Here is a 24,920-nt window from a genome sequence, read left to right as displayed (position 1 = left end):
TCCCCCGCGCCGTTCCATCCGTTCCGGATCGCCCCCCCGCCCCATCCCCCGATACGATCAGACGCTCCCCGAGCGGATCTCGAAGATCCGGTCCCGGAGAGAGGCGGCCCGCTCGAACTCCAGGCCGGCCGCCGCCTCGAGCATCTCCGCCTCCAGCGCGGCGAGAAGTTCCTCTCGGGAGAGGCCGGGGCGGATACGGAGCGGCTCCGGCTCCTCCTTGCGGGTGGAGCGGCGCGAGTCCGCGACGGAGGTGGCGAGCATCACCTCATCCACGCTCTTCCGGATCGAGCGGGGGGTGATCCCGTGTTCCTCGTTGTACTGCCTCTGCAGCTCCCGGCGACGGGCGGTCTCCGTCACCGCCGCTTCGATGGAGCGGGTCTTTTGGGCGGCGTAGAGAATCACCTTCCCGCTCACGTTCCGCGCCGCCCGTCCGGCCGTTTGGATCAGGGATGTCTCGCTCCGCAGAAACCCCTCCCGGTCCGCGTCGAGGATCGCCACCAGCCTCACCTCCGGCAGATCGAGCCCCTCCCGGAGGAGGTTCACGCCGACCAGCACGTCGAAGGCGCCCGTGCGCAGCTCGCGAATGATCTCCACTCTCTCCAACGCGGCGATGTCGGAATGGAGATAACGGACCCGCACCCCCGCCTTGGTCAGGTACTCGGTGAGGTCTTCCGCCATCCTCTTGGTGAGCGTGGTGACCAGCGCCCTCTCACCCGCCTCGGCGACGCGCCGCGTCTCCTCGAGGAGATCGTCCACCTGCCCCTCCACGGGCCGCACGTCGATCTCCGGGTCGACGAGCCCCGTGGGGCGAATCAGCTGCTCCACCGGCGCGCCGCCGGAGAGGCGCAGCTCGTACTCCGCAGGCGTGGCGCTGACGAACACGGTCCGGGGCATCATCGCCTCGAACTCCTCGAAGCGAAGAGGGCGGTTGTCCATCGCCGAGGGGAGGCGGAAACCGTGCTCGACGAGACGCTCCTTGCGTGAACGATCGCCGTTGTACATCGCCCGAACCTGGGGGATGGTGACGTGAGACTCGTCGATCACCAGGAGAAAGTCCTCGGGGAAGTAGTCGAGCAGGCAGACCGGACGTTCTCCGGGCGCCCGCCCGGAGAGGTGGCGGGAGTAATTCTCGATGCCGGCGCATATGCCGGTTTCGCGGAGCATCTCCATGTCGAAGCGGGTCCGCATGCCGAGCCGCTGCGCCTCGAGCAGCTTCCCCTCCCGCGTGAGCTCGGCGAGGCGCGCCTCCAACTCCTCCTCGATCCCGGCGACGGCGCGCTCGATCTTGTCGGCGGTGGTGACGAAGTGGCGCGCCGGATAAACCGGCACGTATGGAAGCTCCCGGATGGTGCTCCCTTTCATCGGGTCGATCTCCCGAATCGACTCGATCTCGTCGCCGAAGAGGGAGACCCGGAGAGCGGTCTCCTCGTAAGCGGGCCAGATCTCCACCGTGTCCCCCCGCACGCGGAAGGCGGCACGCTCGAGCACCGCGTCGTTTCGGCGATACTGGATCTCCACGAGCCGGCGGAGCATCCGGTCCCGGCCGACCTCTTCCCCCCGTTTCAGATAGAGGAGGAGGGCGGCGAAGTCCTCCGGCGAACCGAGGCCGTAGATGCAGGAAACGCTCGCCACGATCAGCGTGTCCCGGCGTTCGAGAAGACTCGCCGTGGCGCGCAGCCGGAGCCGGTCGATGTCGTCGTTGATGGAGGCGTCCTTCTCGATGTAGGTGTCGGTCTGGGGGATGTACGCCTCGGGCTGGTAGTAATCGTAGTAACTGACGAAGTACTCGACGGCGCTCTCCGGAAAGTAGGAGCGGAACTCGCCGTAGAGCTGGGCGGCCAATGTCTTGTTGTGAGAGATGACCAGCGTGGGCCGATCGATCCGGGCGACCAGGTTGGCGATGGTGAAGGTCTTCCCCGATCCGGTCACGCCGAGCAGTGTCTGATGCCGTTCGCCGCGGATCATTCCCTCGGTCAGCTCGCGGATCGCCGCCGGTTGATCCCCCCTCGGCTCGTATTCGGCTTTCAGGACGAAGGGCATGTCAGCGCTCGAACCAGAGCCAGGCCGCGGCCAGAAGGGCGATGAACGCCGCGGCGGCGATCCAGATCCACCGGGCGTTCCTCTCTTCTCCCGGCTCCTCCGATTCATTCTCCCAGAGGCTGACCGGCGCGTCCTTTTCCTCCCCCCGGTCTTCGCGATATCGGCGCAGAAGCTCGTCCTCGTCTATGCCGAGCGCGCGCGCAAGGGAACGTAGAAAACCGACCACGTAGGTGCGCGCCGGAAACACCTCGTGCCGGTCCTCCTCGAGCGCCGCCAGGAACTCGACACGAACCCGCGTTTCCGCCGCCAGCCGTTCCAGCGTGATACCCCGTTCCTCACGCACCCGGCGCAGCGTTTCGCCGATCGATTCCATGGCCGCCCCCCGGCTCAGTAGCGCACCCGAACGGTATAGGTAAGAACCATCTCTTCGTCGGCGCCGACGGCGACGACCCACTCGGCGGTGCCGGCGTCCTCGCGGCGGTGCGGGTGGCTCTCCTTCTCCATGGACCACTCCGCCTCGACCCTCTCCCGCACCTTGATCTCCACCGGTTCCTCTTTCCGGTTCCTAAGGCGGATCTCCACATCCCTCTCCCGCACGCGATCGGCGATCCGCCGCTCGGCGAGCACCTTCCGCTCTCCCACCAGGTCGAATGCGTAACCGACCCGTAGGCGAACCTTCTCGTTTCTCGCCGTGTGGTCGATCCGATCCTCGCCGATGAACTCCGAACCGCCGCGGCCGTCGTCCTGAAAAACGCGGACCAGGCCGGCGGGGAGCGGCAGACCGAGTCCCCGCTCCTCGCGGTTTTCGAACTCGAGATAGACGCCGATCTTGTCCGGACCGAAGGTGGGCTGGTAGAGGTACTCCTTCGTCACCGGCACGGCGCTGTTGGGCACGAAGAGGATCTGCTTCACCTGGTTGTCCCGTAGCGTGGTGGGGCGTTGCACTTCATAGATGTGGTATTCGAAGAGGGCGCGCTCCTCCACCTGAGGGGCCTTCGCCATGAACTGAACCCCGTCCATCTCGGCGCGTCCCCCCCGAACGTAATCCGCCCGTCCCACGTCGCCGGCGAGCAGTTTCAGCCGCGCCTCTTCGTAGTCCGCGCCGGAACGGTTGTCCACCGAGACCCAGCCGGCGAATTCGACCGTCGTGTTTTCTTCGTTCGCGAGGGCGACATACTCGGCGTGCCAGTTCATGCCGCCGGTGAGGTACTCCACCTCCACGGTCCTCGCGCCGGCGCTCTCGTTTCGAAGGGTCCAGACCAGAGTCGGCCTGGTGACGAAGTCGGCGGCGTCGCCGTGGATCTCCACGTTCCGAAGATCGCCGAGCACGACCGAGACCCTCTCTCCTCCGGCGTCCTGGAGGATCAGCCCTCCCCGCCGCGCGAGCAGCGTGCCGGAGAGAACGTCGCCGCTCCGGGAGAAGAAGACGTCCACCGGGCTCCCGACGTATTTGTCGAAGAGCTTGTCGCTGGAGACGAGGTCGTATTCGTAGTTCTGCTCCAGCACCTCGAGATCGCCCCGGCCGTCGACGGCGCGGAAATGAACCGACGTGGGATCGATCTCGGCGGCCACGTCGGTGAAGGAGTAAAGGACATCCCCCCGGCGAAGTTCGATGACGCGCCTCTCCCGCACCACTCCCAAATCCCGATTGTAGACGGTGACGGCGACGCGGGGCGACTCGCCGGAAGCCGCCGCGGCGTTCACGAGCAAAAGAATCCCCCAGACCGCCCCTCGGAACAGACGGATCGCCCTCATGACCCCCTCCTCTCGTCGACGGGTCCTTGCGTTCTACTCGGAAAGCCCGCGCAGGTTCTCCCGCACGCGGCCGCGCATCTCGGCGAAGCGGCGCTCCCGGTCCCGGTCCTTCTCGACCACCTCGGGGGGCGCCTTGGAAAGATACTCTTTGTTCATCAACTTGCGGGCGGTCTTTTCCAGCTCGCGGCCGAGGCGCTCCTCCTCTTTGGCGAGGCGCTGCCTCTCCTTGTCGATGTCCACCAGGCCGGCGAGGGGGAGGAAGACCTCCAGCGCGCCGGTCACGTGGGCGACGGATCCCTTGGGACGCTCCGCCACGCCCAGTTCCAGCGACCCGATCCGGGCGAGACCGCGCGCGAGATCGCCGTAGCGCTCCACCGCGTCGCGCACGCTTTCGTCCAGAAAGCGGACCGCTACGGGAACCTCTTCCTTCGGCGGGATGTTCGACTCGGATCGGAGGGTGCGGACCGACGTGACCAACTCCGCCACCGCGGCCATCTCCCTCTCCGCCGCTTCGTCTCGGAAGCCCTCCGCGCCGTCGTTCCATCGGGCGACGGAGACGCAGGGCGCATCGATCCCGAGCCGCTCGCCCAGTTCTTCCGCCAGGTGCGGCAGGAAGGGGGCGAGAAGCAGCACGCCTTCCCGAAGGACACGCAGAAGGGTCTCGCGGACCGGCGCATCCTCCCCCTCGCCGAAAAGAGCGCCCTTGCTCATCTCCAGGTACCAGTCGCACAGTTCATGCCAGAAGAAATCGTATACGGCGTAAGCCGCCTCGTTCAGGCGGGTCGCCTCGAGATGCTCCGTGGCCGCGCGCTGCGCCGCGGTCAGGCGGCTCCGAATCCACCGCTCCGGCAGGTCGAGTCCGGCGGGATCCCGATTCGCATCCTTCACCCCCTCCAGGTGGGGAAGGGCGAAGCGGGCGGCGTTCCAGATCTTGTTGGCGAAGCGGCGGCCCGTCTCGAGGTTCTCTTCGGAGAAGATCTGGTCCTGGCCCGGCGGCGTGTTCAAAATGGTGGCGAATCGGACCGCGTCGGCGCCGACGCGGTCGAGCACGTCGATCGGGTCGGGCGAGTTGCCGAGCGATTTGGACAGTTTTCTCCCTTTCTTATCCCGGACGATCCCATGCAGGTAGACCTTGGCGAAGGGGGGCTCGCCGAGGAACTCGATGGAGGACATGATCATCCTGGCGACCCAGAAGAAGAGGATTTCGCTCCCGGTCACCATCAGATGGCTCGGGAAGAAGGTCTCCAGGCGCTTCTCCCGGTCCGGCCAGCCGAGGGTGGCGAAGGGCCAAAGCCAGGAGGAGAACCAGGTGTCGAGCACGTCCGGATCCTGGTTCAGGTTGCTCGACGCGCACTGGGAGCAGCGCTCCGGCCGCTCCTCCCGCACCATCACGTGTCCGCAGTCGACGCAGTGGTACGCCGGGATCCGATGACCCCACCAAAGCTGGCGGCTCACGCACCAGTCCCGAATGTTTTCCATCCAATGGAAGTAGACCTTCCGCCAGCGGTCGGGGAAGATCTCCACCCGGCCGTCGCGGACCGCGTCGAGCGCCGGCTCGGCGAGCCGCTTCATCGAGACGAACCACTGGGTCGAGAGCCAGGGCTCCACGTCGGTGTCGCAACGGTAACAGCGGCCGACGGCGTGACGATGGTCCTCCGTCTTCACGAGATACCCCTGCTCCTCCAGATCCCGGACGATCGCCTTACGCGCCTCCTCCCGGGAAAGGCCGCTGTATGCCCCGTACCCCTCGACGACGGTCGCGTCCTCCTTTAGGATCCGGATCTCCTCGAGGCCGTGGGTCTTCCCCAACTCGAAATCGAGCGGATCGTGGGCGGGGGTCACCTTGACGCAACCGGTGCCGAATTCCGGATCGACCCTTTCGTCCTCGACGATCGGCAGAGAGCGCCCCACCAGCGGAAGCACGGCGCGTTTTCCCTTGAGATGCCGGGTTCGCTCGCTGTCGGGATGAATCGCGATGCCGGAATCGCCGAGCATCGTCTCCGGTCGCGTGGTGGCGACCGTCAGGTCCCCTCCCCCCCCTTCGAGGGGATAGCGCACGTACCAGAGCCGCCCCTTCCGTTCGTGGTGATCCACCTCCTCGTCGGAGAGAACGGTGTGGCAGCGGGGGCACCAACCGGCGATGTAGTTGCCGCGATAGATGAGACCCTTCTCATAAAGAGAGACAAAAACCCGGACGACGGCGCGGGAGTAGGATTCGTCGAGGGTGAAGACGAAACGGTTCATGTCGAAAGAGGCGCCGAGACGGCGGAACTGTTGGAAGATCCGGCCGCCGTGCCGTTCCTTCCAATCCCATACATGCTTCACGAAAGCGTCCCGTCCGAGATCGTGGCGGCTCTTCCCCTCCTTGCGGAGCATCTTCTCCACCACGTTCTGCGTGGCGATCCCCGCGTGGTCCATGCCGGGAAGCCAGAGCGCCTCCCGCCCCTGCATGCGCCGGAAACGGATGACGATATCCTGGATCGTGTAGGTGAGGACGTGCCCCATGTGCAGGACACCGGTAACGTTCGGCGGGGGGATCAGGATGACGAAGGGCTCTTTCCCGCTCCCCTCGTCGGTCCGGAAAACGTCGTTCTTCTCCCAAAACTCCTGCCATCTCTTCTCGACGGCGGAGGGATCGTATATTTTCGGAAGTTCCGTGGCCATAAGCTCCTTCTCCGTTGAAACGGCCATGAGATTAGCACAGTCGCGGGAGGGGAGGCAACGGCGAGGACGAGCGGAGCTTTCGATCCAGGCGCTCTCCGAGCGGACCGCTCGCCCCCTCGGCTTTTCCCGGGCCGGGAATGCGCGAAGAGGTGTCCGGCAGCGAGAGAATCGAAAGACCTCTCCCGAGGGAGTTTCTTCTCTTCCCGGCGCGCACTACCTTGCTTTCAGGGGGACGGGGACCCGGGGTGCCGTCAGAGGGCGCCGGCGAGAACGCTCAGTTGGTCCCTTTCCTTCGTCTCCGGATCGAGGCGGAGCGCCTCGGCGGCGAGCAGCGCCGCTTCGGCCAGGGAAGACTCGTCCCCGTTCTCCCGTAGAAAGAGGGCGAGCCTCCCCCGTTCCCGCGCCGCCATGATGTACGCCTCGGGGGGGAGCAGCTCGATCGCCCGGCGCATCTCCCTCTCCGCCCCCGCGCGATCGCCCGCGGCGCCGAGGGCCCGCGCCAGCGTCCCCCGAGCGTAGCCGTCGCGCGGATCGAGTCGGACCGCCTCGCGCGCCTCCCGAAGCGCTTCCGCCTCGTCCGCTCCCCTCTCGAGGAGTACCCAGGCGAGGGCGTTCCGATGCGCCGAAAAAAGCGGTTCGAGACGAGCCGCTTCGCGAAGGAGGCGCGCCGCCTCTTCCTCGCTCCCCGCGTCGAGGAGGAGACCCGCCGCACGCCCCAGCTCCGCCGCGCGCCCCGGCGTCTCCACGGCGTATCGATCGAGGGACCCCCTCCGGAGGGCGCCGATAAGCGACCGGTTACGCGACGCCCACGGATCGCCGGCGGCGCGTTTCCAGTCCGCCTCCGCCTCGTCGAACCTCCCGAGGCGGAAACGGGCCTCTCCACGGGCGTTCCGGAGCGCCGCGCGTATCGCCGGGTTTCCCGGCGTCTCCCAGTCCTCGTCGGGGAGGTCCGCGATCCTCTCCCACGCCTCCCGCCTCTCCCAGAGGCGGACGAGGAAGAAGAGCGGCCTCGCCGCGCCGGAACGGCGGTGCATTCTCTCCAGGTCCTCCGCGGCGGCCCGCTCCTCCGCGGCGCTCCGCGGGAGGGGGCCGCGCATCGGGTCGACCGCGTCTATTTCGATACGCGCGAGATGTTCCGGATCGATCGATTCCCTTCGCACATACACCATCACGTAATCATCAAAATCGACCGGCGCCCACGCGGGACTCTCCGGGATCGCCGCGCCGATCCGATCCATTCCGGCGGGCGTGCCGATTCGCAGCAGCAACGTGTTCACGCCGTAACGCCGGAGCCTCTCCTCCCAACCGGGGCCGCAGGCGAGAACGCGGAAATACTCGTCCCGCCAGAACTCCTCTCCGTACACCTCCACACGCCCGTCGACGAAGCACTTCCGCTCCGGGTAGAAGTACCAGATGAAAGAGCCGCCGTAACGGTCCGGGTGAAACACCTCGCCGGGGAGTTCTTCCTCTCGGAGGAAGCGATAGGTCTCGATCGGGTAGTTCACCCGCGCCCAGAGCGAGTCCGGGCCGGACGCGCCGAGGGGGAAACGGTTCGGATCGCTCCGCCACCACCACGCGGCGAGAATCAGGATCCCGGCGGAGGCGGCGTAGCGCAACACGCGGCCCATGGCGCGCCGGTCGGCGAAAAAGCGGTCCGCCGGGCCGGCCAGGTTGCGGGCGGCGATCGGCGCCGCCACCACCGCGAAGGGGAGGATGACCCGCACAGCCCGAACGGCGAAGAGGGCGAAAATCGCGATCGAAAGAATCTCCGTCGCGTCCCTTCGACGCCGGGGGAACACCGACAAGACCGCCGCCGAGAGGAGGGCGAAGAAGAAACGGTCCCGCCAGAGATCGGCGGGCTGGAACTCGTTCAGCACGGTGAAGAAGTAACCGGTCCGCATCAAACCCAGGGGGAGGATCACGGCGGACACTCCGGAGGGGTTCAGGAGCGCGCCCGAGGCGAGCGCCGCGCCGGCCGCCGCTCCGCCGCCGATCCAGAGCCGCCGAATCGCTTCGTTCGTCAACGGTTTTCGGTCCCCGCGAAGGAAGGGGACGCGGCGGCGGATCCACTCCCCCGTCATGGCGGCGCCGAGAAGACCCGCGCCGTAGAGGAAACCGGGGTGGACCTGCGCCCAAAGCGCGAAGAGGGGGACGAGCAGATAAATCCCGCGATCGCCGCGCCGGCGGTGCCTCTCCACCGCGAGGCCGGTGAGGGCGAGAAAGAGCGCCGACAGCAGGAAAGGGCGGACCAGGAAATGGGAGACCGAAGCCAGAAGCGCCAAGAGAAGAGCGGCGGCGGCGGCCGTCTCGTTTCGCGTCCCCGCCGTCGCGAGAAGCGAGAGGAAAATCGCCAGGATCACCGCCGCGCGGAAAACGACGAGCCCCGCCGGGCCGAACCGCTCGTGGACGCCGTAAAAAAGGACCTCCGCCAGCGGCTGATTCACCCACCAGCGTTCCCCCTCCCGCGTGTAGGAGAAGTCGTCGGTGCTCGGGATCGCGCGCTCCGAAACGATCCTCTCGCCGGCGCGGATGTGCCACCCCAGATCGGGGCTCGACAGGATCCGCGAACCGGTCACCAGGAGGAGCGGAAGTAGCGCCCAAAGCGCCGGCTTCCGGAGCGAGCCCGAAACACGCACCTAACCCTCCTCCTTTCTTTGGAAATAAACGAAATACATCCGGCCGATCGGCGCCGATCGCCCCCGGTATTCCCGATCGAACCGTTCGTCGGTCAGGAGTTCCTCCAACCCCCGATTCCAGGGGGTGCGAAACTGCCCGGTGGTGAAAACCGGCTCGGGGAGGAGGAAGGTGTAATGGAGGATGTAATCGGGCCGGCGGTCCAGAACGTATCCCATGTCGTGCTTTTCGTGTCCCGCGTAGCCCTTCCCCATCTCCGGCATCCGCCGCCGGGCGATGTGCCGGTCCGTGATCCCCAGCATGTCGATGGTCTTGAGGCCCGAAGAATAGGGGATCGCTCCGGCGGTGGTGACGGCGATGGTCGCCTCCGGGTCGGCGTTCGCGGCGAGCCAGCGGCCGATCACCTTCCAATGGAGCTCCACCCGGTCCCGGTCCTCGCCCAGAAAACGGACCGCTTCGCCGCGGAAGGAGGCATGAAGCGGAAGGGCGAGAAGGACCGCGAGGGCGATCAGTCGAACCGCGCCGACGTTTCCCTCACGGAAGGAGAAGAGCCGGTCCAGCCCGGCCACGGCGAGCGCCGCCAGGAAAGGGAGCGCCGGCACGAGAAAACGAAAGAAGGGGAGCGAGTCGCCGCCGACGGCAATCACATAAAGTAATTGGAACAGAAGAACCGCCGCGAAGGTTCTCTCCCAGGAACGCCTCGTCCCGATGAGGAGAAGCGGGAGCGGCGCCAGGAGCGCCCATCCCCCGGCGGGGCAAAAGTAACGCCAAAGATACCGCAGACCGCGCCCGGCGGCGTCGACGCCCCCCCCGGTCTTGGCGTAAAAAGTGTTCGGAAGGGGATCGCCGTAGTAGGCGATCCTCCAAACCTCGTGCCCCCCCACCGCGGCGAGGAAGAGGAGAAGGCCCGGGAGGGCGCGCCGGAACCCGAGGCGCCTTTGCGCCATACGGTCCGCCGTCACCACGGCGTAGATGAGCGCCCCCTCGGGTCGGGTGAGCGCGGCGAGAGCGAAGAGGGCGGAAGGGAAGAGCCAGGAACGGCGATCCGATCCGGTCGCCGCCGCCGCGCCGGTAAAGATCAGAAGCGTGTAGGGGACCGTTTCCAGGCCTGCGCCGCTCCAGAGGGCGAGAGCGCCGCTCGCCGCGAGGGGGACGGGGGCGAGTAGGGCGAGCGAACCGTCCGGAAGGCGGCGACGGAGAAAACGCCAGGCGGCGCCGATAAGGGCGAGCCCGGAAAGGGTGCCGAGCCAGCGGGAGAGTGGGAGCGGGTCGAGTCCCGACTTCATCCCCGCGGCGAGAAGGACGGTCCACAGGAAGTTGGTGTATCCTTCCACCCGCTCGCCCGGGTTGAACACCAGACCCGTCCCCTCCGCCAGGTTCCGGGCGTAACGGAAGGAGATGAAGGCGTCGTCCACGGTGTAGTGAAACAGGTGGACGTGCAAAAGAAAGGCGAGCGCGAAAACCGCGAGAAAAAACAGCTCGGAGCGTCGTTCTACGATGGTTCCCCACCTCCTCCGCGCGCGGGCGCGCCCGAGCATAGCACAGTCCCGGAGGGGGCGTCACCGGCCGCCGCGATCCCGATGGTTGTCTCTTCTATGCACATAATGATACAATTGCTATGGTATATCGTACGCTGGAGCGTCACATGAAGAACAAGAACACCGACTACCGCCGCTTGCTGGAAGAGGTTCTCCCCGTCCATCTCCTGGGCGAGGGGGCCCGCCGGCTCGTGGAGGAGTCCCTCGGGGACGAATCGCCGCGGCGGCTCTGGGAGACCGCGAACCTGGTGCTCGAGAGACTCGCGGCGCGGGGGTTCTTCGTGCGCGGACGGGAGAACTCGGATGGCGTAGTCTACCACGACCGCCGCAGCCTCCTCAAGGTCGTGCTCCGGCCTCCGGAAAAGACGGCGCCCGACTACGCCTTCCGCTTCCGGCCCCTTCTCACCGCAAGCTACGCCGCCGAGGGGAAGGGGGAGTCGCTCGAATCGGTCCTCACCGGCGTCGCCACCCGCGCCTCCGAGGAAGACCTGGGCGACGCGCTCCGCAAAATCGCCGAGTACCTCCGCCGCGCCCTCGATCCGGAGCGGGTTCGTTTTCTCACCCTCGACGGTGAGGACCCGGTACCCGGTCTCTTCGATTCCTGGCGCACATCCCGGATCACGGAGCATTTCCGGGATCATCTTCTCGCCGGAGGCGAACCCCTTTACATACCCGATCTCGGCGCCGACGAAGACCTCCGCGAGTGGGCCCGCCGGGAGGGTCTCGGCTCGGCGGCGGTCCTGCCGCTCCGCGCCGGCGAGGAGATATTCGGCGTCCTCGAGGTTCACCACGCCGCCGTGCATCCCTTCGGCGAGGAGGAATTGGGCGTCCTCTCCCTCCTCGCGATGCTCGCCGCCGGACGGATTCGGAACGCCCGGGATCTGGAAAAGCTGATCTACGTGGACATCCTGACCGGCGTTTTCTCCCGCCGTTTCTTCGAACAACAGGTGCTGCGCGAGGTGGAACGGGCGAACCGGGAGAGCCTCTTCCTGGCGCTGGTCATGGTGGATCTGGACAACTTCAAACAGGTAAACGACCGCTACGGCCACCTCGTGGGGGACACGGTGCTTACTCGGGTCGCCCGGATCCTTCAGGAAAACGTGCGGAAGATCGACATGGTGACGCGCTACGGCGGCGAAGAGTTCGCCATTCTCCTCCCCGGCGCGTCCCGGGAGCAGGCGAAGGTGATCTGCGAACGACTCCGCTCCCTGGTGGAGGATCTCCCCGTCCCCGAACCGGGTCACGCCGAGTTCCGCCTCACCACATCCCTCGGCGTTTCCCTCTACCCCGACCACGCCGGCGAAACGGCCGATCCGGACACGGTTCGCCGCGAGTTGCTGCAGAGATCGGACCAGGCGCTCTATGAGGCGAAACGCTTAGGCAAGAACCGGGTCGTCTTCTGGAACGACAGCCACGCCCGCACCTGACCGGCGCGACCGCCCGCCGCTTTTCTCCTTTTTTTACTTCGAAAGAATCTTCCGCGCTTCGGCGGCGTGCGGCGATTTTGGGTCGAGGGAAAGGGCGATGCGGAGGTGAGGCGCCGCCTCTCCCGAACGTCCGCTCCGAGCGAGAGCGACACCGAGTCGGTAGCGGAGGGCGGCGTTTCGGAGGCCGAGACGAAACGCCTCGCGGAGGACGTCGACCGCCTCCTCGTTCCGGCCGAGCCGGAGGAGAATCGCCCCCTCCGTGTCCGCGTAGGAAGCGTTCGAACCGTCTTTTTCCCGCGCGCGCCGGACGAGAAGGAGCGCCCTCTCCGGGTCGCCGCCTCTCCGATAGAGCGCCCACGCCTCGGCGTTGTCCGTCTCCGGATCGGCGGGATCCAGACGCCGCGCCTCGTCGAAGAGAGAGTCCGCCTCCTCCGGGGCGCCCCTCTCGGAACGGAGGAGCGCCAGGAGACGGAGCGCTTCGGCGTCCCGGGGGGGATCGCCGGCGAGGACGCGGTAGATCCTCTCCGCTTCGTCCGGGTCGCCGCTCCTCTCCCTCCAATCGGCGACGAGGAAATCACCGATCCGGATCATGCCGGGGCGGATGTGGTCGGCGCGGGCCAACTGGGGGGCCGCCCCCGCCAGATCCCCCCTTTCGATCCGCGCGCGGGCCATGCCGAGGATCGGCGCCGTCTCGCCCGGGCGCTCCACCTCCGCGTCCTGGAAGAGGAGATCCGCTTCCTCCGCACGTCCCGTTTCGAGGAGCAGTTCTCCCAGCTCCAGAAGTGCCGTGTAGCGTAGCCGCCGGTCCGCTTCGGCGACGCGCCGGTAACGCTCTTCCGCCCGATCCCCGAGTCCCTCCTCCCGGTCGATGCGGGCGAGGTTGATCGTCGGCAGGAGATCCGAGGCGGTCTCCTCCGCCCGGGCGAGCAGGGAGCGGGCTCTGTCGTTCTCGCCGGCGCGGCGGTAGGCGAGGGCGGCGTTGTTTAAAACCGGCGCGATCCCATCACCGATCCTCGCGGCCTCCCCGATCAGGAGGAGGGCTTCCTCACGCGCGCCCCGAAGGAGAAGGTGCCTGGCCCTCTGGAGAGGATAGGTCGCGGCGAGGATTTTCGACAGATAGCCGTCCCCCCGCCCGATCCGGGGATACCCTTCCGCCTCGATCCTCGCCCAGAGCGCGTCCCGGCTATCCGGCACCGGGACCCCGGTCGGCAGATACCGGTAGAGGATCCCCCACGGCTCGAGGCGCGCCCCCGCCGGGCGGAGTGGGTCGCTCTCGATGATCGTGTAGACCGGCCTCCCCCCGGCGATCGCGCGCCGGAGCGTCTCCCCCTTCCAGAGGGGCCCGCGCCCCCGCGGGGGAACCGCCCGAAAGAGAGGCCCCTCGGGCAGGATGTCCAGAACGGGATTCCAAAGGGTGACGTCGGTTCTTTTTTTCTCAACCGTCGTACTATAAACTAATCCGAAGGTTTCCGCGTCCCCCTCGGTCACGAGGCCCCCCCCCTCCTCGACGGCGGCGAGGGCGTCCTCGACGAAGCGGGCGAGAATCCCAGGCCCGCGGCGGTTATCGAGCGGCGCGTTCCGGACCGCCTGCGCGCCGACCAGCAGCGCGGCGGCGACGAGCGCCCACGGCCCGAAACGCCGCGCCCCCCCGTCGACGGCGAGCGCGAAGGGAAGCGCGAAGAGCAGATAGACCGGGAGAAAATACGCCTCGGGATCGTGGATTCCGAAGTGAAAGGTGTAACCGAGGCTGAGAAGGGAACCGCCGAGTACGAGAAGAAGAAGGTCCCGCCGCCCCCGCCGGAGGAGGAGTAGCCCCAAAGGGAGAGCGACCCACAGGAGAGGGCTCATCTGCCAGGAGAGCCCGGACGCCCACGCCCAAACCCGGGAGAGGCCCCCGCCACCCAGATAATCCCAGTATCCTTGGCCGGTGACGTGGGCGAGAAGCCCATCCACCGTGGAGGGATTCCCCCAGTTCCAGAGCGGATGGAGAGACGCGCGAACCGGGAGGACGAGATAGGGAGTGAGCCCCATGAGGAAGAGCAGCGCCGACGCCGCGAGCGTGCCCCGCGACGGGCGGCCTCGGCGCGCCGCCTGGATCAGCCAGGCCGGGGCGAGAAGGGCGAGGGCGATGTGATTCGTGAGCGCCAGCCCCCAGACGTATCCCCCCAGAAGCCACCGCCGCCCGTTCGGGCGCTCGGGGAGCAGCACCAGAAGAAGGGCGAGGAAGAGGGCGGAGAGGGTGTAGACCTCCGCAGAGGTCGACTCCCGCCAGAAGGTGAGACCCGTGCCGACCGCCGCGGCGGCGATCCCGGCAGCCGCCCGCCCCGCGCCGCACCCGCGAAGCCACCCGGCGAGAAGCCCGACGGCGCCGGCGCCGGCCAGGACGGCGAATAGATTCATACGCAAAGCGACCGGCCCGATCGGGAGGAGACAGAACAGCCTGCCGAGAAGGGTGTAGGTCGGATACCCGGAGGGATGAGGCACGCCGAGCGACCAAGCCGCCACGGTCAACTCCGGCCCGTCCCCCGGAACGATCGACGGGGCGACGGTTGCCGCGTAGAGCGCGAGGGCGGCGAGGAAAGCGACCAGGGCGGTCCGCGCCGCGGCGGGTGTTTCAATCGATGTATCCAAGAGCCCTCAACTTATCCCGCACCTCGTCGTCGAAGGGGGACTCGATCGGCCGCTCCTCGCTCCCCATCCCCTCATCCTTCTCGTAGGTCGCGACGCGAAGAACCGGGTGGTCCCGTAAAAAACGCCGGTCCAGCGCCTCCTCCGGCACGCGGCCGTCCATGTCCCTGCCCACGGGAAGCCCGGCGGCGGCGAGGAGAAGCGGGGTCAAATCCTCGGGCCGAACCGCACCGCCCCGCGCGCCCCGGCGGAAAGGGGGCCCGGCCGCGATCAGCAAACCGGTTTCGCCGTGCCAGAAGGGGATCTCCATCCACCGCTCGTCCCCGACATGGACCTCCGTCCCCTCACCGTAGGTGCGGAAGCCGTGATCGGAAACGACCACGACGACATCGCGGGAGAGGTCCACCCTCTCCAGCACGGCGCCGAGCACCCGGTCCGCGAGCCGGTAGGTCTCCCCCACCATCGGGCCGAGCGTCTCGGTCATCCGATCCGGCGGGGTCGGGTCCGGAACGGGCAGCCCCTCCATGGAGCCGCCGTGGCGCGTGGCCTCATAGTACCGGTGAAACATCCAAAGTCTATGGGGAAAGAAATCGGTGCTTTCCAGATAAAGCGTAAAAAAGCGGGGGCGTCGCTCTTCCCAGAGCGCGAAACCGGCGTTCGCGAATGCGAGGTCCTTGCGGAGAAAGTGGCGGAGCGCCGGGTCGAGGCGATCCGCGCCCCGGAAGTCCGCCTCCCGAAAGTAGCGTTCCTCCCCGACCGCGTCGCCGACCGTTTCCTCGAGCCCCTCCGGCCATGTGCGTGCGCCGATGCTGTCCCAGGACGCGTCCGGCTCCCACTCCTTCTCGAAGCCGTGCGCCGGGGGCCATGTGTAGTTGGAGAGGAGAAAGCCGTTCACCGGCTCCGCCGGCCAGGTGACCCAGTGACCGACCACGCCTACGTCGATCCCCGCCTCGCCGAAAATGTCCCACACACGGCGCCGGCGGACCAGGTTGGAGGTGACCGGAATCCGCTTCCCCTCCTCGCCGACGGGTAGGGTGAAGCTCTCCACGCCGTGGTGGTCGGAATGGAAGCCGGTCAAGAGGGTCGTCCATACCCGGGGCGAGAAGAGGGGGGGATCGACGGCCAGGTCCATGACCACCCCTTCCCGCATGAGCCGGTCGAAGTGGGGAAGTTCCCCTCGGGAACGAAGCGCTTCGAGGATCCGCGGATCGGCGGCGTCCACGCCGAGCAGAACGATCCGTTCCGGCAGCGGCGTTTCGCGGCCGGAGCACCCCGCCAACGCGAGAAGGAGCGGAAGGGCCGATAGAATTCGTTTCATATCAAAAATACCCGAGCGATTTCAGTTTCTCCCGAATCTCGTCGTCCGCGGTCAGGTCCTCCGCCTCGACGCGGGGGTCTTTCTGATGGATCCAATCGAGCAGGGTTTTCGAGAGCCGCTCCGCCTCCTCCTGCTCCCTGTGAATCAGGTTGCGGCCTTCCCGAGGATCCTCCTCCAGATCGTAGAGTTCGGTCTTTCCCTGATAGGGGGTGACCATGTATTTCCATCGGTCCGTGCGGACCGATTTCGACTTGTAGGCGTTCCGGTACTCGCCGCGCATCTCCACGTTCCAGGGCTTGCTCGCCTCGCTGATTACGATCCGCGAATCGAGACGCCCGGAGAGCGCGGGCATCAGGCTCTCCCCTTCGTAATGACCGGGCGCGCCGATCCCCGCCGCCTCGAGGATCGTGGGCGCCAGATCGAGAAGGCGGACCGGCCCCTCGACCAGACGCCCTCCCCCGATCAGCAGGGGCGCGTGTAAAATGAGCGGGACGTGGATCGAGCTCTCCCAAAGAAAATCGCCGTGATCGAACCAGTACCGATGCTCGCCGAAACCCTCGCCGTGGTCGCCGGTCACCACCGTGAGCAGGTCCCCCCGCCTCTTCTCCGGCACCGCATCGAGAAGCCGATCCAGGTTCCGGTCCACGAAGGCGATCTCCCCGTCATAGGCGGCGAAGAACGCCTCCAGATCGTCACCGCCGAAGGGGACGCGGCCGAAGCGGATCGCCATCACGTCGTCCAGATCCGCCGGGTCGTATGGGGTGGACGGCGGGCGTCGCACCCGCCCGTACGGTTCGGGCGGCGCGTAGGGCCAGTGAGGATCGAAATAGTGCACCCAGAGAAAGAAGGGCTCGTCCCCCACTCCGGCGAGCCATTCCACGGCGCGCTCCGTCACGCGGTCCGCGCTCCTCTCCAACTCCCCCCCCTCCGGCCGCGACTCGGTATCGTCGTCGTACACCTCGAATCCCCGATCGAGCCCGAAGCTCCTGCTGAGGGGGAAAGCGCCGACGAAGGCGGCGGTCCGGAAGCCCCTCTCGGCGAAAACCTGCGTCACCGTGCGGACATCCTCCCCGAGAGTGAAACCGTTCCTCGGCACGCCGTGGGTGCGCGGGTAGAGGGAGGTGAGGATCGTCGCATGTGAGGAAAGAGTGGTGGGAACCTGGACGAAACAATCGGCGAACTGCGCTCCCTCCCGGGCGAGCCGGTCGAGCGTGGGCGTGCAGGCGGCGCCGTTTCCGTAGGCGCCGATCCGATCCGCCCGGCAGGTGTCGATGGTGACCAGCAGGACGCCGCGCGCCTTCTCCCCGGGCTTGCCGGCGCAGGCGAGGGCGATCCCCACAAGAAGAACGATTCCGAGCCGCCGCGACATCCGTTTCCTCCCTCTCTCTAAACTATCGGATCGGGCCGCTTGGCGCACACCCAAAAGCGTTACTCCGCGGGATCCCCTCCCGATCCCGGTCCCTATCGACAAGAACCCGGCCGCGGGTCGCCCGTTCCCCTTGATTTCGGAAAAAGTAAAAGAGACTGCGGGCCTCGGGTCCGAGAGACGGCGGGGAGACGATCATCCCCTATCCTGCCTAGTGAGAGGAAGTGAGGGACGACCATCCGGCAAAACTCGTAACACATTGGAATTATGACGGATATGGCCCGCACCCCCCGGAAGGCGAAAAAGGATTGATCGGGCCGAGGAAAGAACCGAACAAATCGGGGGTATTTACTCGTCTTTTATTCAGGAGAACATCGGAGCCCGGAATCCCGAAAGGGATCGGACGGCGTTGACGATCAAGCGCAGTGTTTGTAAATTGAGAGTGTACAATCAGTTGTTCGCTGCCTAACGAGGGGGGATGACCCATGAAGCGCCATCGGTTGGATCCCGAAGCGCGCGGCGGTGTGCTACCGAACCGCGCGGCGAGAACCGGCGCGATCCTGTTCTCGATGCTGTTCCTCCTTCTCGTTCCGCCCTCCCTCCACGCCGAGGGTCCGCAAGGACACGCCCCCACCGATTTCGGCCGCGATACGGGGGACGCCCTGCTGCTCCTCCGCGTCGATTCCATCGATGAACTCTGGTCATTCGTGGAGGAGTGGGAGCGGGAAGGAGCCTGGTTCCCCAACGTCTATCCGCCCGATCTCCTGATCGGCGACGTTCCGGCCTTGATCGAGTCCGACCTGCGCGCCGACCCGCGCGTAGAGGCGCTCCATCGCAAGCCGGCGCGCCCCGCGCCGGGCAAACAGGCGAGGCGCTGGGCGGACGTGATCGAATCGTGGAACAGGGAACTTCTCCCGAGGGAGAATCCCGGCGCCGGCAAGGCGGGCGCCGAGGAATTCGAGGACATCCTGCTTCCGCCGGTTGAGATCCCCGCCGAGGCCCACGCCGCGTGGTCGAAAGTGCAGGGAGACAAGGTATACGGCAGAGCCTTCGGGGCCAACATCTTTCAAACCTCGGAAATTCTGATGGAGAAGGTCGCCGTCGCCACCATCCTCCTCGATTCGGACGGGGGGAGCTTCTCGGACGGCGAGATCATTCCGATCCATGAAAACGTCCGAGCCGCCTGCGATTTCTGGGCGCACACCTACGCGGGTCCCGGCGTCCGTTTCGTCCACCGGTTTTACAACAACGTCCCCGTTTCCCGGAACTTCCATCAGCTCCACCCGATGTACAAAGAAGAAGACTGGGTGGAAGAGGCGATGCTTGCCCTCGGCTATACGGGCCAGGGGTTGGGGAAGTTCCTCAACGTTCCGATCCCCAACGCCGGGGTTTATGAACTCCTCGATTCTCTCCGCACGAAATTCCAGTCCGAGTGGGGCGTCGTCTTCTTCATCGTCAAAGAGGTGAACGGTCTCGGGCCCGGCTACACCGCCTACGCCCACCTCGGTGGTCCCTTCCTGGTGGTCCCCTCCGGATACAACGGGACGATCAGCAACCGCCCCTATTCCCTTGCGCACCTGATCATCCACGAATCGGCCCACACCTTCTGGGCGCTGGACGAGTACCGCTCCGGCGGGACGAGCACCCCCTGCCACGTCCGCTCCGGTTATCACGGCGTCATGAACCTGAACAGCCTCAACCGAGATTACACCTGCATGAACATCACGCCCGTCCCCTGCTGCATGAACGTGCCGACCGACGCCACCTGCAAATACACACTCGGCCAGATGGGCGTGTGGGACGCGGACACCAACGGGATATGGGATATTCTGGACACCCGCCCGCGGATCGTCGTCGATGGAATTCCGGACACGATCACCACGGTCTTCCCGAACATCACCGGCATCGCCGCCGTATCGCCGCGCGTCAACCAGGCCAACGCTTCGGGCCTGCCCATGGGAGACTTGGGGAAAACGCTCGGCAGGAACAACATCACCTTCAACACGATCCATCACGTCATCTACCGGGTGGACGACATGCTCTACTCCGAGAGGGACGGCGACGACATCGTCTACCACGAACTATGGATGTACGCCGACCCCGAAGGCGGCTGGGGGGGGGATTCGACGCGGGTCCATTTCAACTTCGTCCCCGATTCCCTCACCGGGGGGATGCACACGCTCACCATCCGAGCGGTCAACTCGCAAGGACTTCCTTCCATCGGCGGCGCCCAGTATCGCGACTCCATCTTCGTCAAGGCGATCGCCCTGCACGATTTCATCGCCGAACCCGATTTCGAAGGGAAAGTGTCCATCTCCTATCGGATCCGCGGGGGAACCTTCGGCGCCCAGGGGAAGCTCTACCGGCGGGACAGCGCGGGGAACGAAACGATGATCGACCAGTTCCCCCTCGAGTCGGATTCGCGGAAAACCATCGTCGACGAGGGCACCCGGCCGGGTGAACGATACGTCTACCGGTTGGAAGGGTCGGCGCTCGGGATTTCCTGGAACTGGACATCCGGGGTGAACGCTCCCGCGCCGATCGCGAAAAATGAGCACCTCTCGCGGATCACCCCCAATCCCTTCTCCCCGCGGAAACACCCGGACGGAGCGATCATCTCCTTCCATGTCCCCAAGGGCCCTCTCAACGCGCGTTACAGCGGCGGGTCGGGAAAGCCGGGCGACAACGAGATCTGGACCCCTCCCACGGCCTCTTACGCGCCGGCCGGGAGCATGGTGTCGGGCAAATACTCCCAACTCGCCGTCCATGTGGACATCTATAACATCGCAGGGCGGCGGGTCCGTCACTTCCCCACCGTCCACTCTTACGAGGGGATCTACGACGATCAAGCGAGGGAGTTCCTCTGGATGGGCGAGGACGATTCGGGGCGCAGGCTGCCGGCCGGCATCTATCTGGTACGCATGTCGACCGGGGATGACGTGACGGAGACCCGCAAGGTGGTTCTCCTCCCCTGATTCGAACGACGGTAAAGAGAAGCCCCCGGCGGCCACGTGCCTCCGGGGGCTTTTTCGCGAAACGATTCGAACGATCGGAGCGCTCCGCTCAAGCGGCGGCGCGGCGTCTCCGAACCAGGCGGAAGAGCAGGAAGAGCAGCACCGCGAGCACCGCCGCCAGGAGGACCGCCTGAAGGATCGGGAAACCTCCCCGATCGTCCTCCGATTGCAACCAGTTCCGGTAATCCACTTTGCCCGCGGCCAGATTGTCCGAGTCCCAATAATCCTGGATCTCGTCCAGGTTGGCCGGGTAGCCGAGACGGTTCATGGTCGAAGTGAGCACGGGTCCCCAGAAATTGTACCGCGCGTCGATCTCGTTGCGGGACTGGTTCGCGACGACCAGGTACTGACTACCGAGAAACACGTTCCCCTTGCCGGGGGCGCCGCCCACCGTCGGATGGTACCGTTTCCCCACGATCACGATGCAGGCGTTCCCCGTGTTCACGAAACGGTTTCGAACGATTTCCGCCGTCGATGCGCGGCAGGTGATGTCATATTGCTCGGAATCGGAGAAGTGGTTGCCGTCGATCCGAAGAGGGGAGTTGGCGATCCGGATCCCGTCGAAGCAACCCTCGAAGCTGTTCCCTTCCAGAACCCCCTCGCAGGAATCGATCCGTACGCCGGCGCCGCCGAGAAAGCGGCAATCCCGGAGTGCCACCTCGCGATCGGCCAGCAGAACGGCGAACAGACCTTTTGCCTCGCTCATGTCGAAGGTGATCCCCTCGATGCGCGCCGCGCCTCCGCCATAGGCGACCACCGTGTTCATGGCCGGATCGGAGGGGCGGATCACCGTCGATTCGGCTCCATCCCGGCCGATAAGCGAGAAACCGATTCCCTCGGGGATCACCAACCCCGCTCCGTATTCGCCCGGACCGAGTACGATCCGGTCTCCGTCGGCGAGCGATTGAACGGCATCCTCCAGGGTGGCGGCGTCACCGGGTACCGCGATGTCTTTCGCCGCCGCTCCGAAGGGGAGCATCAGAGCGGCGAGTAAAACAGCAGCTACGAGTTCTTTCATCGAATCACCTTTCGTTCCGAAACATCGACCGTATGACCCGCCGTCGGGCCCCCGCTTTCCGCTCTCTTTGTATCACGGCGCCGCTCCGTTTTCCAGCGCGACGAGCCTCCGCTCGATCGTTCGGTCGCCCGGCATACGCGCCGCCGCCTCCCGGAGCAGGGCGATCGCCTCACCGGCCCTCCCCGTCGCGGCCAGGTGATCGGCGAGCAGAATCACCGGACCGGGTAGCCCGGGGGAAACGCGCACGCCTCGCCGCAGTTCCTCCTCCCCTTCGGCCGTCTTCCCCGCGCGGATCAGCGCCATACCCAGATTGGCGTGGATCCTCCCATCCGCGATCCCGGATCGGAGAAAGAACCGGTACTCGTCGATCGCCTCCTCGTAGCGCCCCTCCTGCTGGAGGAGAAACGCGAGATTGGCGTGAAGATTGGGATTGCGATCGTCCAGGGCGATCCCCCGCCTGTAGGCATCGATCGCCTCGGAGGCCTTCCCCTCGGCGGCGAGGGTGATGCCCAAATTATTCCACGCCTCGACATTCAGGGAGTCCAGGGTCAGGGAAAGTCGTATCGAGGCGACCGCCCCCTCCAGGTCCCCCCTTCGGCGAAGAAGAACGCCCAGATCGTGATGGGCCACGCTGGAGCCCGGATCGATCCGGATCGCCGCGCGGTAACGCTCCTCCGCCGCATCCAAGTCCCCGCGCTCCATAAGGGAGAGACCCTCCCCCTGGTACCCCAACGCCCAATTGACGGGTCCCGGAACGCCGAAGTCGTGATTGAGAAGAAAAAGAGCGCCGCCCAAGAAAAGAAACGCGCCTCCCGCGCGGGCGGGGCGCCTCCTCAGGTCCCCGCCGAGGCGGAGGAGCGCGGCGGCCGCGAAGAGGAGAAGGGGCGGCAGAAGCGGCATTCGATAGCGGGAACAGATGAAGAAGCTCACGATGGAGAGAGAGTAGAAACCTAGAAAGAGAACCAGAAGGAGTCTTCTCTTCTCCCGGATGCCGCCGAGCATACCCAGAAGGGCGAGAGGAACGATCAGGCCGAAACCGAGAGGGAGAAGGCGAAACACCCGGGAGTAACGCGCGGCGAAGGGGATGATCTGGTTGTTGGAGAGTTCCCCGCCTCGAACCAGCAGATAGGTCTTCCGGAAAAGGAGACGGAACGCTTCTCCGGGCCGCTCGCGGAAGAAGGAGAGGCCGCGCCCATACCAATAATCCGATACCTCCGAGGCGCGGAGCGGCCGCCCGGCGCTTCTTTCGGCGAGGATGCGGGCATCCTCGATTCCCCCCCACCAGTCCTTGCGGATCCCCGGCGCGGTCGCGCTCCAACCGTCCGCGCCTGGATGGTTTCCCAAGTAAAAATTGATCCCCCCCTGGCTGGCGATCAGCACGGGATCCCCCTGCCGGGCGTTTCGGACCGTAATCGGAAGGATCAGGAGCAGGGCGCCGGCCGCCGTGAGAAGCGTCCTGCCGGCGATTCCCCGGGGTCCCCATCGCCGCAGAAAAGCCAACCAGATCGGTATGGCGGGGGCAAAGAGAAGAACGTTGGGGCGGGCGATCGCCGACAACCCCAGAACCGCCCCGGCGACCACCCACTCCCGTCTTCGGTCGAGTTTTTCCGCCCGCAGGAGTTGCAACAAGAGAAGCAGGTCCAAGAAGACCACGAGTGACGTGATCAGCAGTTCCCCCTCGAAATAGGGGAAGAGAGGGTAGAGAAGCGCCATGCCGAGGGCGAGAAACGCCACGGCCGGGCTGAAAACCCTTAACCCAAGCAAATAAATAAGATAGAGCGAAAAAACCCCAAAAATCGCCTGGGCGGCGCGCGCGCGGATCAGAGGATCCCCCCCCGATCGATAGAGGGCGGCGAGAAAATAGGGATAGAGAGGCGCGCGGAAGTAGGGCTCCCCATCGGTGATCGGGTCTCCGTCGACCAGAGAGAGCGCCCATTCATGGTGGTAGGCGGGATCCATCACCGGACGGTCGAAAACCGGTGATTCGCGCATGTCAAAAATGTGAAAGAATCGTAGGGCGCTGCCGATAAGGAGGAGGAGCAGCAGGAGCGAGGTTCGTCTGGACGGGTATTTCATCGGCCTCAAGCCCCTTAACCTGTTGCCACAAAAATAGATATGCGATCTGGATTGTAACAATCCGGGCGCGGGGGCACAAGAGAAAACCGAGGGTGGATACCAAATCCCCGTTCGGGGGGTAGACACCCGGGGAGATCTTGTGTTAGAGTTTTGCCGTCACGAGAGTTAGTGACCCCACCCCCGCATTTCCCGGTTGACTTTTTGAGATCGAGGATGCTACAATTAGTCCACTTGGATTAGACCGACAGATTTTTGACCTGATAGCTTCCCAGGCACGAACCTCAGGACCCCAAGGAGGTGAAGGCTGAGAGAGACAAAACATTCCTAGCGAGTGGTCGTGTCTCAAACGTATTTCTTAGGAGGTTCCATACTCATGAAGAAGCTACTCCTGGTTGCTTTCCTGGCTCTGGCCCTGGCGGCGACGGCGTTCGGTGATGTGAACCGTCCGCACCAGGCCGTTCAGGAAGCCATCGCGCCTCATGGTGACGGCGGCGCCACCGGCTTCTGCTCCATCATTTACTACAACCTCTGCGCTGGCTGGCTGTGGACCTGGTCCGGCTGGGCCCCGGGCGATGAGGTTGGCGTCTACTTCGATCTGCCGGCCGACTGTGGCAAGCTCGCGGGCGAGTGCTGCGAGAACCTCGGTTCCTGGTGGTACTGGCGCTACACCCTCCCGACCTACGGGTATGAGGTGCACGTCGACCTTTGGGAGCTCGATGCTTCGTTCTGCAAGACCAGCTACGTCGGCGGTTCGGCCACCATCGACCCGATCGAGCGTTGGAACAACTTCGGTGGTCTCGGCACCGTGTCCAGCGACTACTGCGGTCTGATGATGACCTGGGTTCTCGGCACCCTGCCGCGCTTCGCTTCGACCAACAACGTGGCCAACATCGCGGCGCCGAATCCCTGCGCCGGCTTCGTTGTCCCGACCATTCCGGGTCACACCTTCTACTGGGGTGGCGCCGTGACCCAGTACTGCCCGCCGCAGTACCTGGCTGATGGCCTCGGACCGTCCGAGGGCTTCATCGACGCCAGCTTCGATTGCCAGACCGGCATCGCCACCGAGCCCGCTTCCTGGGGCGAGGTCAAGGGTCTGTTCCGGTAGTTCCGGACGATTCAACGACCAAAAATCCCGGCCGGATCTCCGGCCGGGATTTTCTTTTTTCTTAAAATGAGCGCGGCCGAGACGCCTTTTCATTCAGCCGTCCCCCATCCGGAGAACGGATCGACCTCATGGGGAAAGGCGCCCGGGAAAAGCGCGATGAATGGCCGAGCCCCCGCTCCCGATCAATGGACCATGTAATTGATTAACACGGGTTAATGAATAACGGCATTATCGATAGACACATGATATTTCCTGCCTTTTTTACACCGCGTGGATTTTCAATCATTTACAAGGTGCCATCCGATCCATCCTTGAAACTTCAAAATCTCGCTTGACC

General features: G+C 65.6%; 14 protein-coding genes. 3 read left to right on the top strand and 11 right to left on the bottom strand.

Annotated features, from left to right (window positions below; all coding sequences use genetic code 11):
* Positions 1-57: 57 nt before the first annotated feature.
* The 6 genes from uvrB to JW958_07945 form a co-directional block, all read right to left on the bottom strand.
* Positions 58-2,040, bottom strand: a complete 1,983-nt coding sequence (gene uvrB, locus JW958_07970; GenBank protein MBN1826187.1) for an excinuclease ABC subunit UvrB — start codon at positions 2,038-2,040, stop codon at positions 58-60.
* Between the two features lies 1 nt (position 2,041).
* A complete protein-coding gene (locus tag JW958_07965) occupies positions 2,042-2,413 on the bottom strand; it encodes a helix-turn-helix domain-containing protein (GenBank protein ID MBN1826186.1) in 372 nt (123 codons plus the stop codon).
* Positions 2,414-2,427: 14 nt separating this feature from the next.
* Positions 2,428-3,795, bottom strand: a complete 1,368-nt coding sequence (locus JW958_07960) for a DUF4139 domain-containing protein (GenBank protein MBN1826185.1) — start codon at positions 3,793-3,795, stop codon at positions 2,428-2,430.
* Between the two features lie 33 nt (positions 3,796-3,828).
* Positions 3,829-6,486: a valine--tRNA ligase gene (locus JW958_07955; GenBank protein MBN1826184.1), complete on the bottom strand. Its 2,658-nt coding sequence runs from the start codon at positions 6,484-6,486 to the stop codon at positions 3,829-3,831.
* Between the two features lie 224 nt (positions 6,487-6,710).
* Positions 6,711-9,095 (bottom strand): hypothetical protein, encoded by a 2,385-nt coding sequence (locus JW958_07950; GenBank protein MBN1826183.1) that lies wholly within the window; start codon positions 9,093-9,095, stop codon positions 6,711-6,713.
* Positions 9,096-10,631: a hypothetical protein gene (locus JW958_07945; protein MBN1826182.1), complete on the bottom strand. Its 1,536-nt coding sequence runs from the start codon at positions 10,629-10,631 to the stop codon at positions 9,096-9,098.
* A gap of 107 nt (positions 10,632-10,738) precedes the next feature.
* Between JW958_07945 and JW958_07940 the strand changes: the two genes are divergently transcribed.
* Positions 10,739-12,058: a sensor domain-containing diguanylate cyclase gene (locus JW958_07940; GenBank protein ID MBN1826181.1), complete on the top strand. Its 1,320-nt coding sequence runs from the start codon at positions 10,739-10,741 to the stop codon at positions 12,056-12,058.
* Positions 12,059-12,091: 33 nt separating this feature from the next.
* Here JW958_07940 and JW958_07935 read toward each other — a convergent pair whose 3' ends face one another.
* From JW958_07935 to JW958_07925, 3 genes are read right to left on the bottom strand one after another with little or no spacing between them, the layout of a single operon-like run.
* Complete coding sequence (locus JW958_07935; protein ID MBN1826180.1) at positions 12,092-14,689, bottom strand: DUF2723 domain-containing protein; 2,598 nt, start codon at positions 14,687-14,689, stop codon at positions 12,092-12,094.
* Positions 14,673-16,004 (bottom strand): alkaline phosphatase family protein, encoded by a 1,332-nt coding sequence (locus JW958_07930; GenBank protein MBN1826179.1) that lies wholly within the window; start codon positions 16,002-16,004, stop codon positions 14,673-14,675. The genes JW958_07935 and JW958_07930 overlap by 17 nt, the downstream gene beginning before the upstream one ends.
* Before the next feature lies 1 nt (position 16,005).
* Positions 16,006-17,373: a sulfatase gene (locus JW958_07925; GenBank protein MBN1826178.1), complete on the bottom strand. Its 1,368-nt coding sequence runs from the start codon at positions 17,371-17,373 to the stop codon at positions 16,006-16,008.
* Positions 17,374-17,855: 482 nt separating this feature from the next.
* Here JW958_07925 and JW958_07920 point away from each other — a divergent pair, with 482 nt between their 5' ends.
* Positions 17,856-20,345 (top strand): hypothetical protein, encoded by a 2,490-nt coding sequence (locus JW958_07920; protein MBN1826177.1) that lies wholly within the window; start codon positions 17,856-17,858, stop codon positions 20,343-20,345.
* 88 nt (positions 20,346-20,433) lie between these two features.
* On the opposite strand, the gene JW958_07915 is transcribed toward JW958_07920, so the two are convergent.
* Both JW958_07915 and JW958_07910 read right to left on the bottom strand, forming a co-directional pair.
* Positions 20,434-21,402, bottom strand: coding sequence for a right-handed parallel beta-helix repeat-containing protein (locus JW958_07915; GenBank protein MBN1826176.1), 969 nt, complete (start codon positions 21,400-21,402; stop codon positions 20,434-20,436).
* 72 nt (positions 21,403-21,474) lie between these two features.
* Complete coding sequence (locus JW958_07910; GenBank protein ID MBN1826175.1) at positions 21,475-23,478, bottom strand: tetratricopeptide repeat protein; 2,004 nt, start codon at positions 23,476-23,478, stop codon at positions 21,475-21,477.
* 373 nt (positions 23,479-23,851) lie between these two features.
* Here JW958_07910 and JW958_07905 point away from each other — a divergent pair, with 373 nt between their 5' ends.
* Complete coding sequence (locus JW958_07905; protein ID MBN1826174.1) at positions 23,852-24,583, top strand: hypothetical protein; 732 nt, start codon at positions 23,852-23,854, stop codon at positions 24,581-24,583.
* The last annotated feature ends 337 nt before the right edge of the window (positions 24,584-24,920 follow it).

Source organism: Candidatus Eisenbacteria bacterium (genome assembly GCA_016930695.1).
Lineage (GTDB): Bacteria > Orphanbacterota > Orphanbacteria > Orphanbacterales > Orphanbacteraceae > JAFGGD01.
This window is presented reverse-complemented; position numbering and strand designations above follow the sequence as displayed.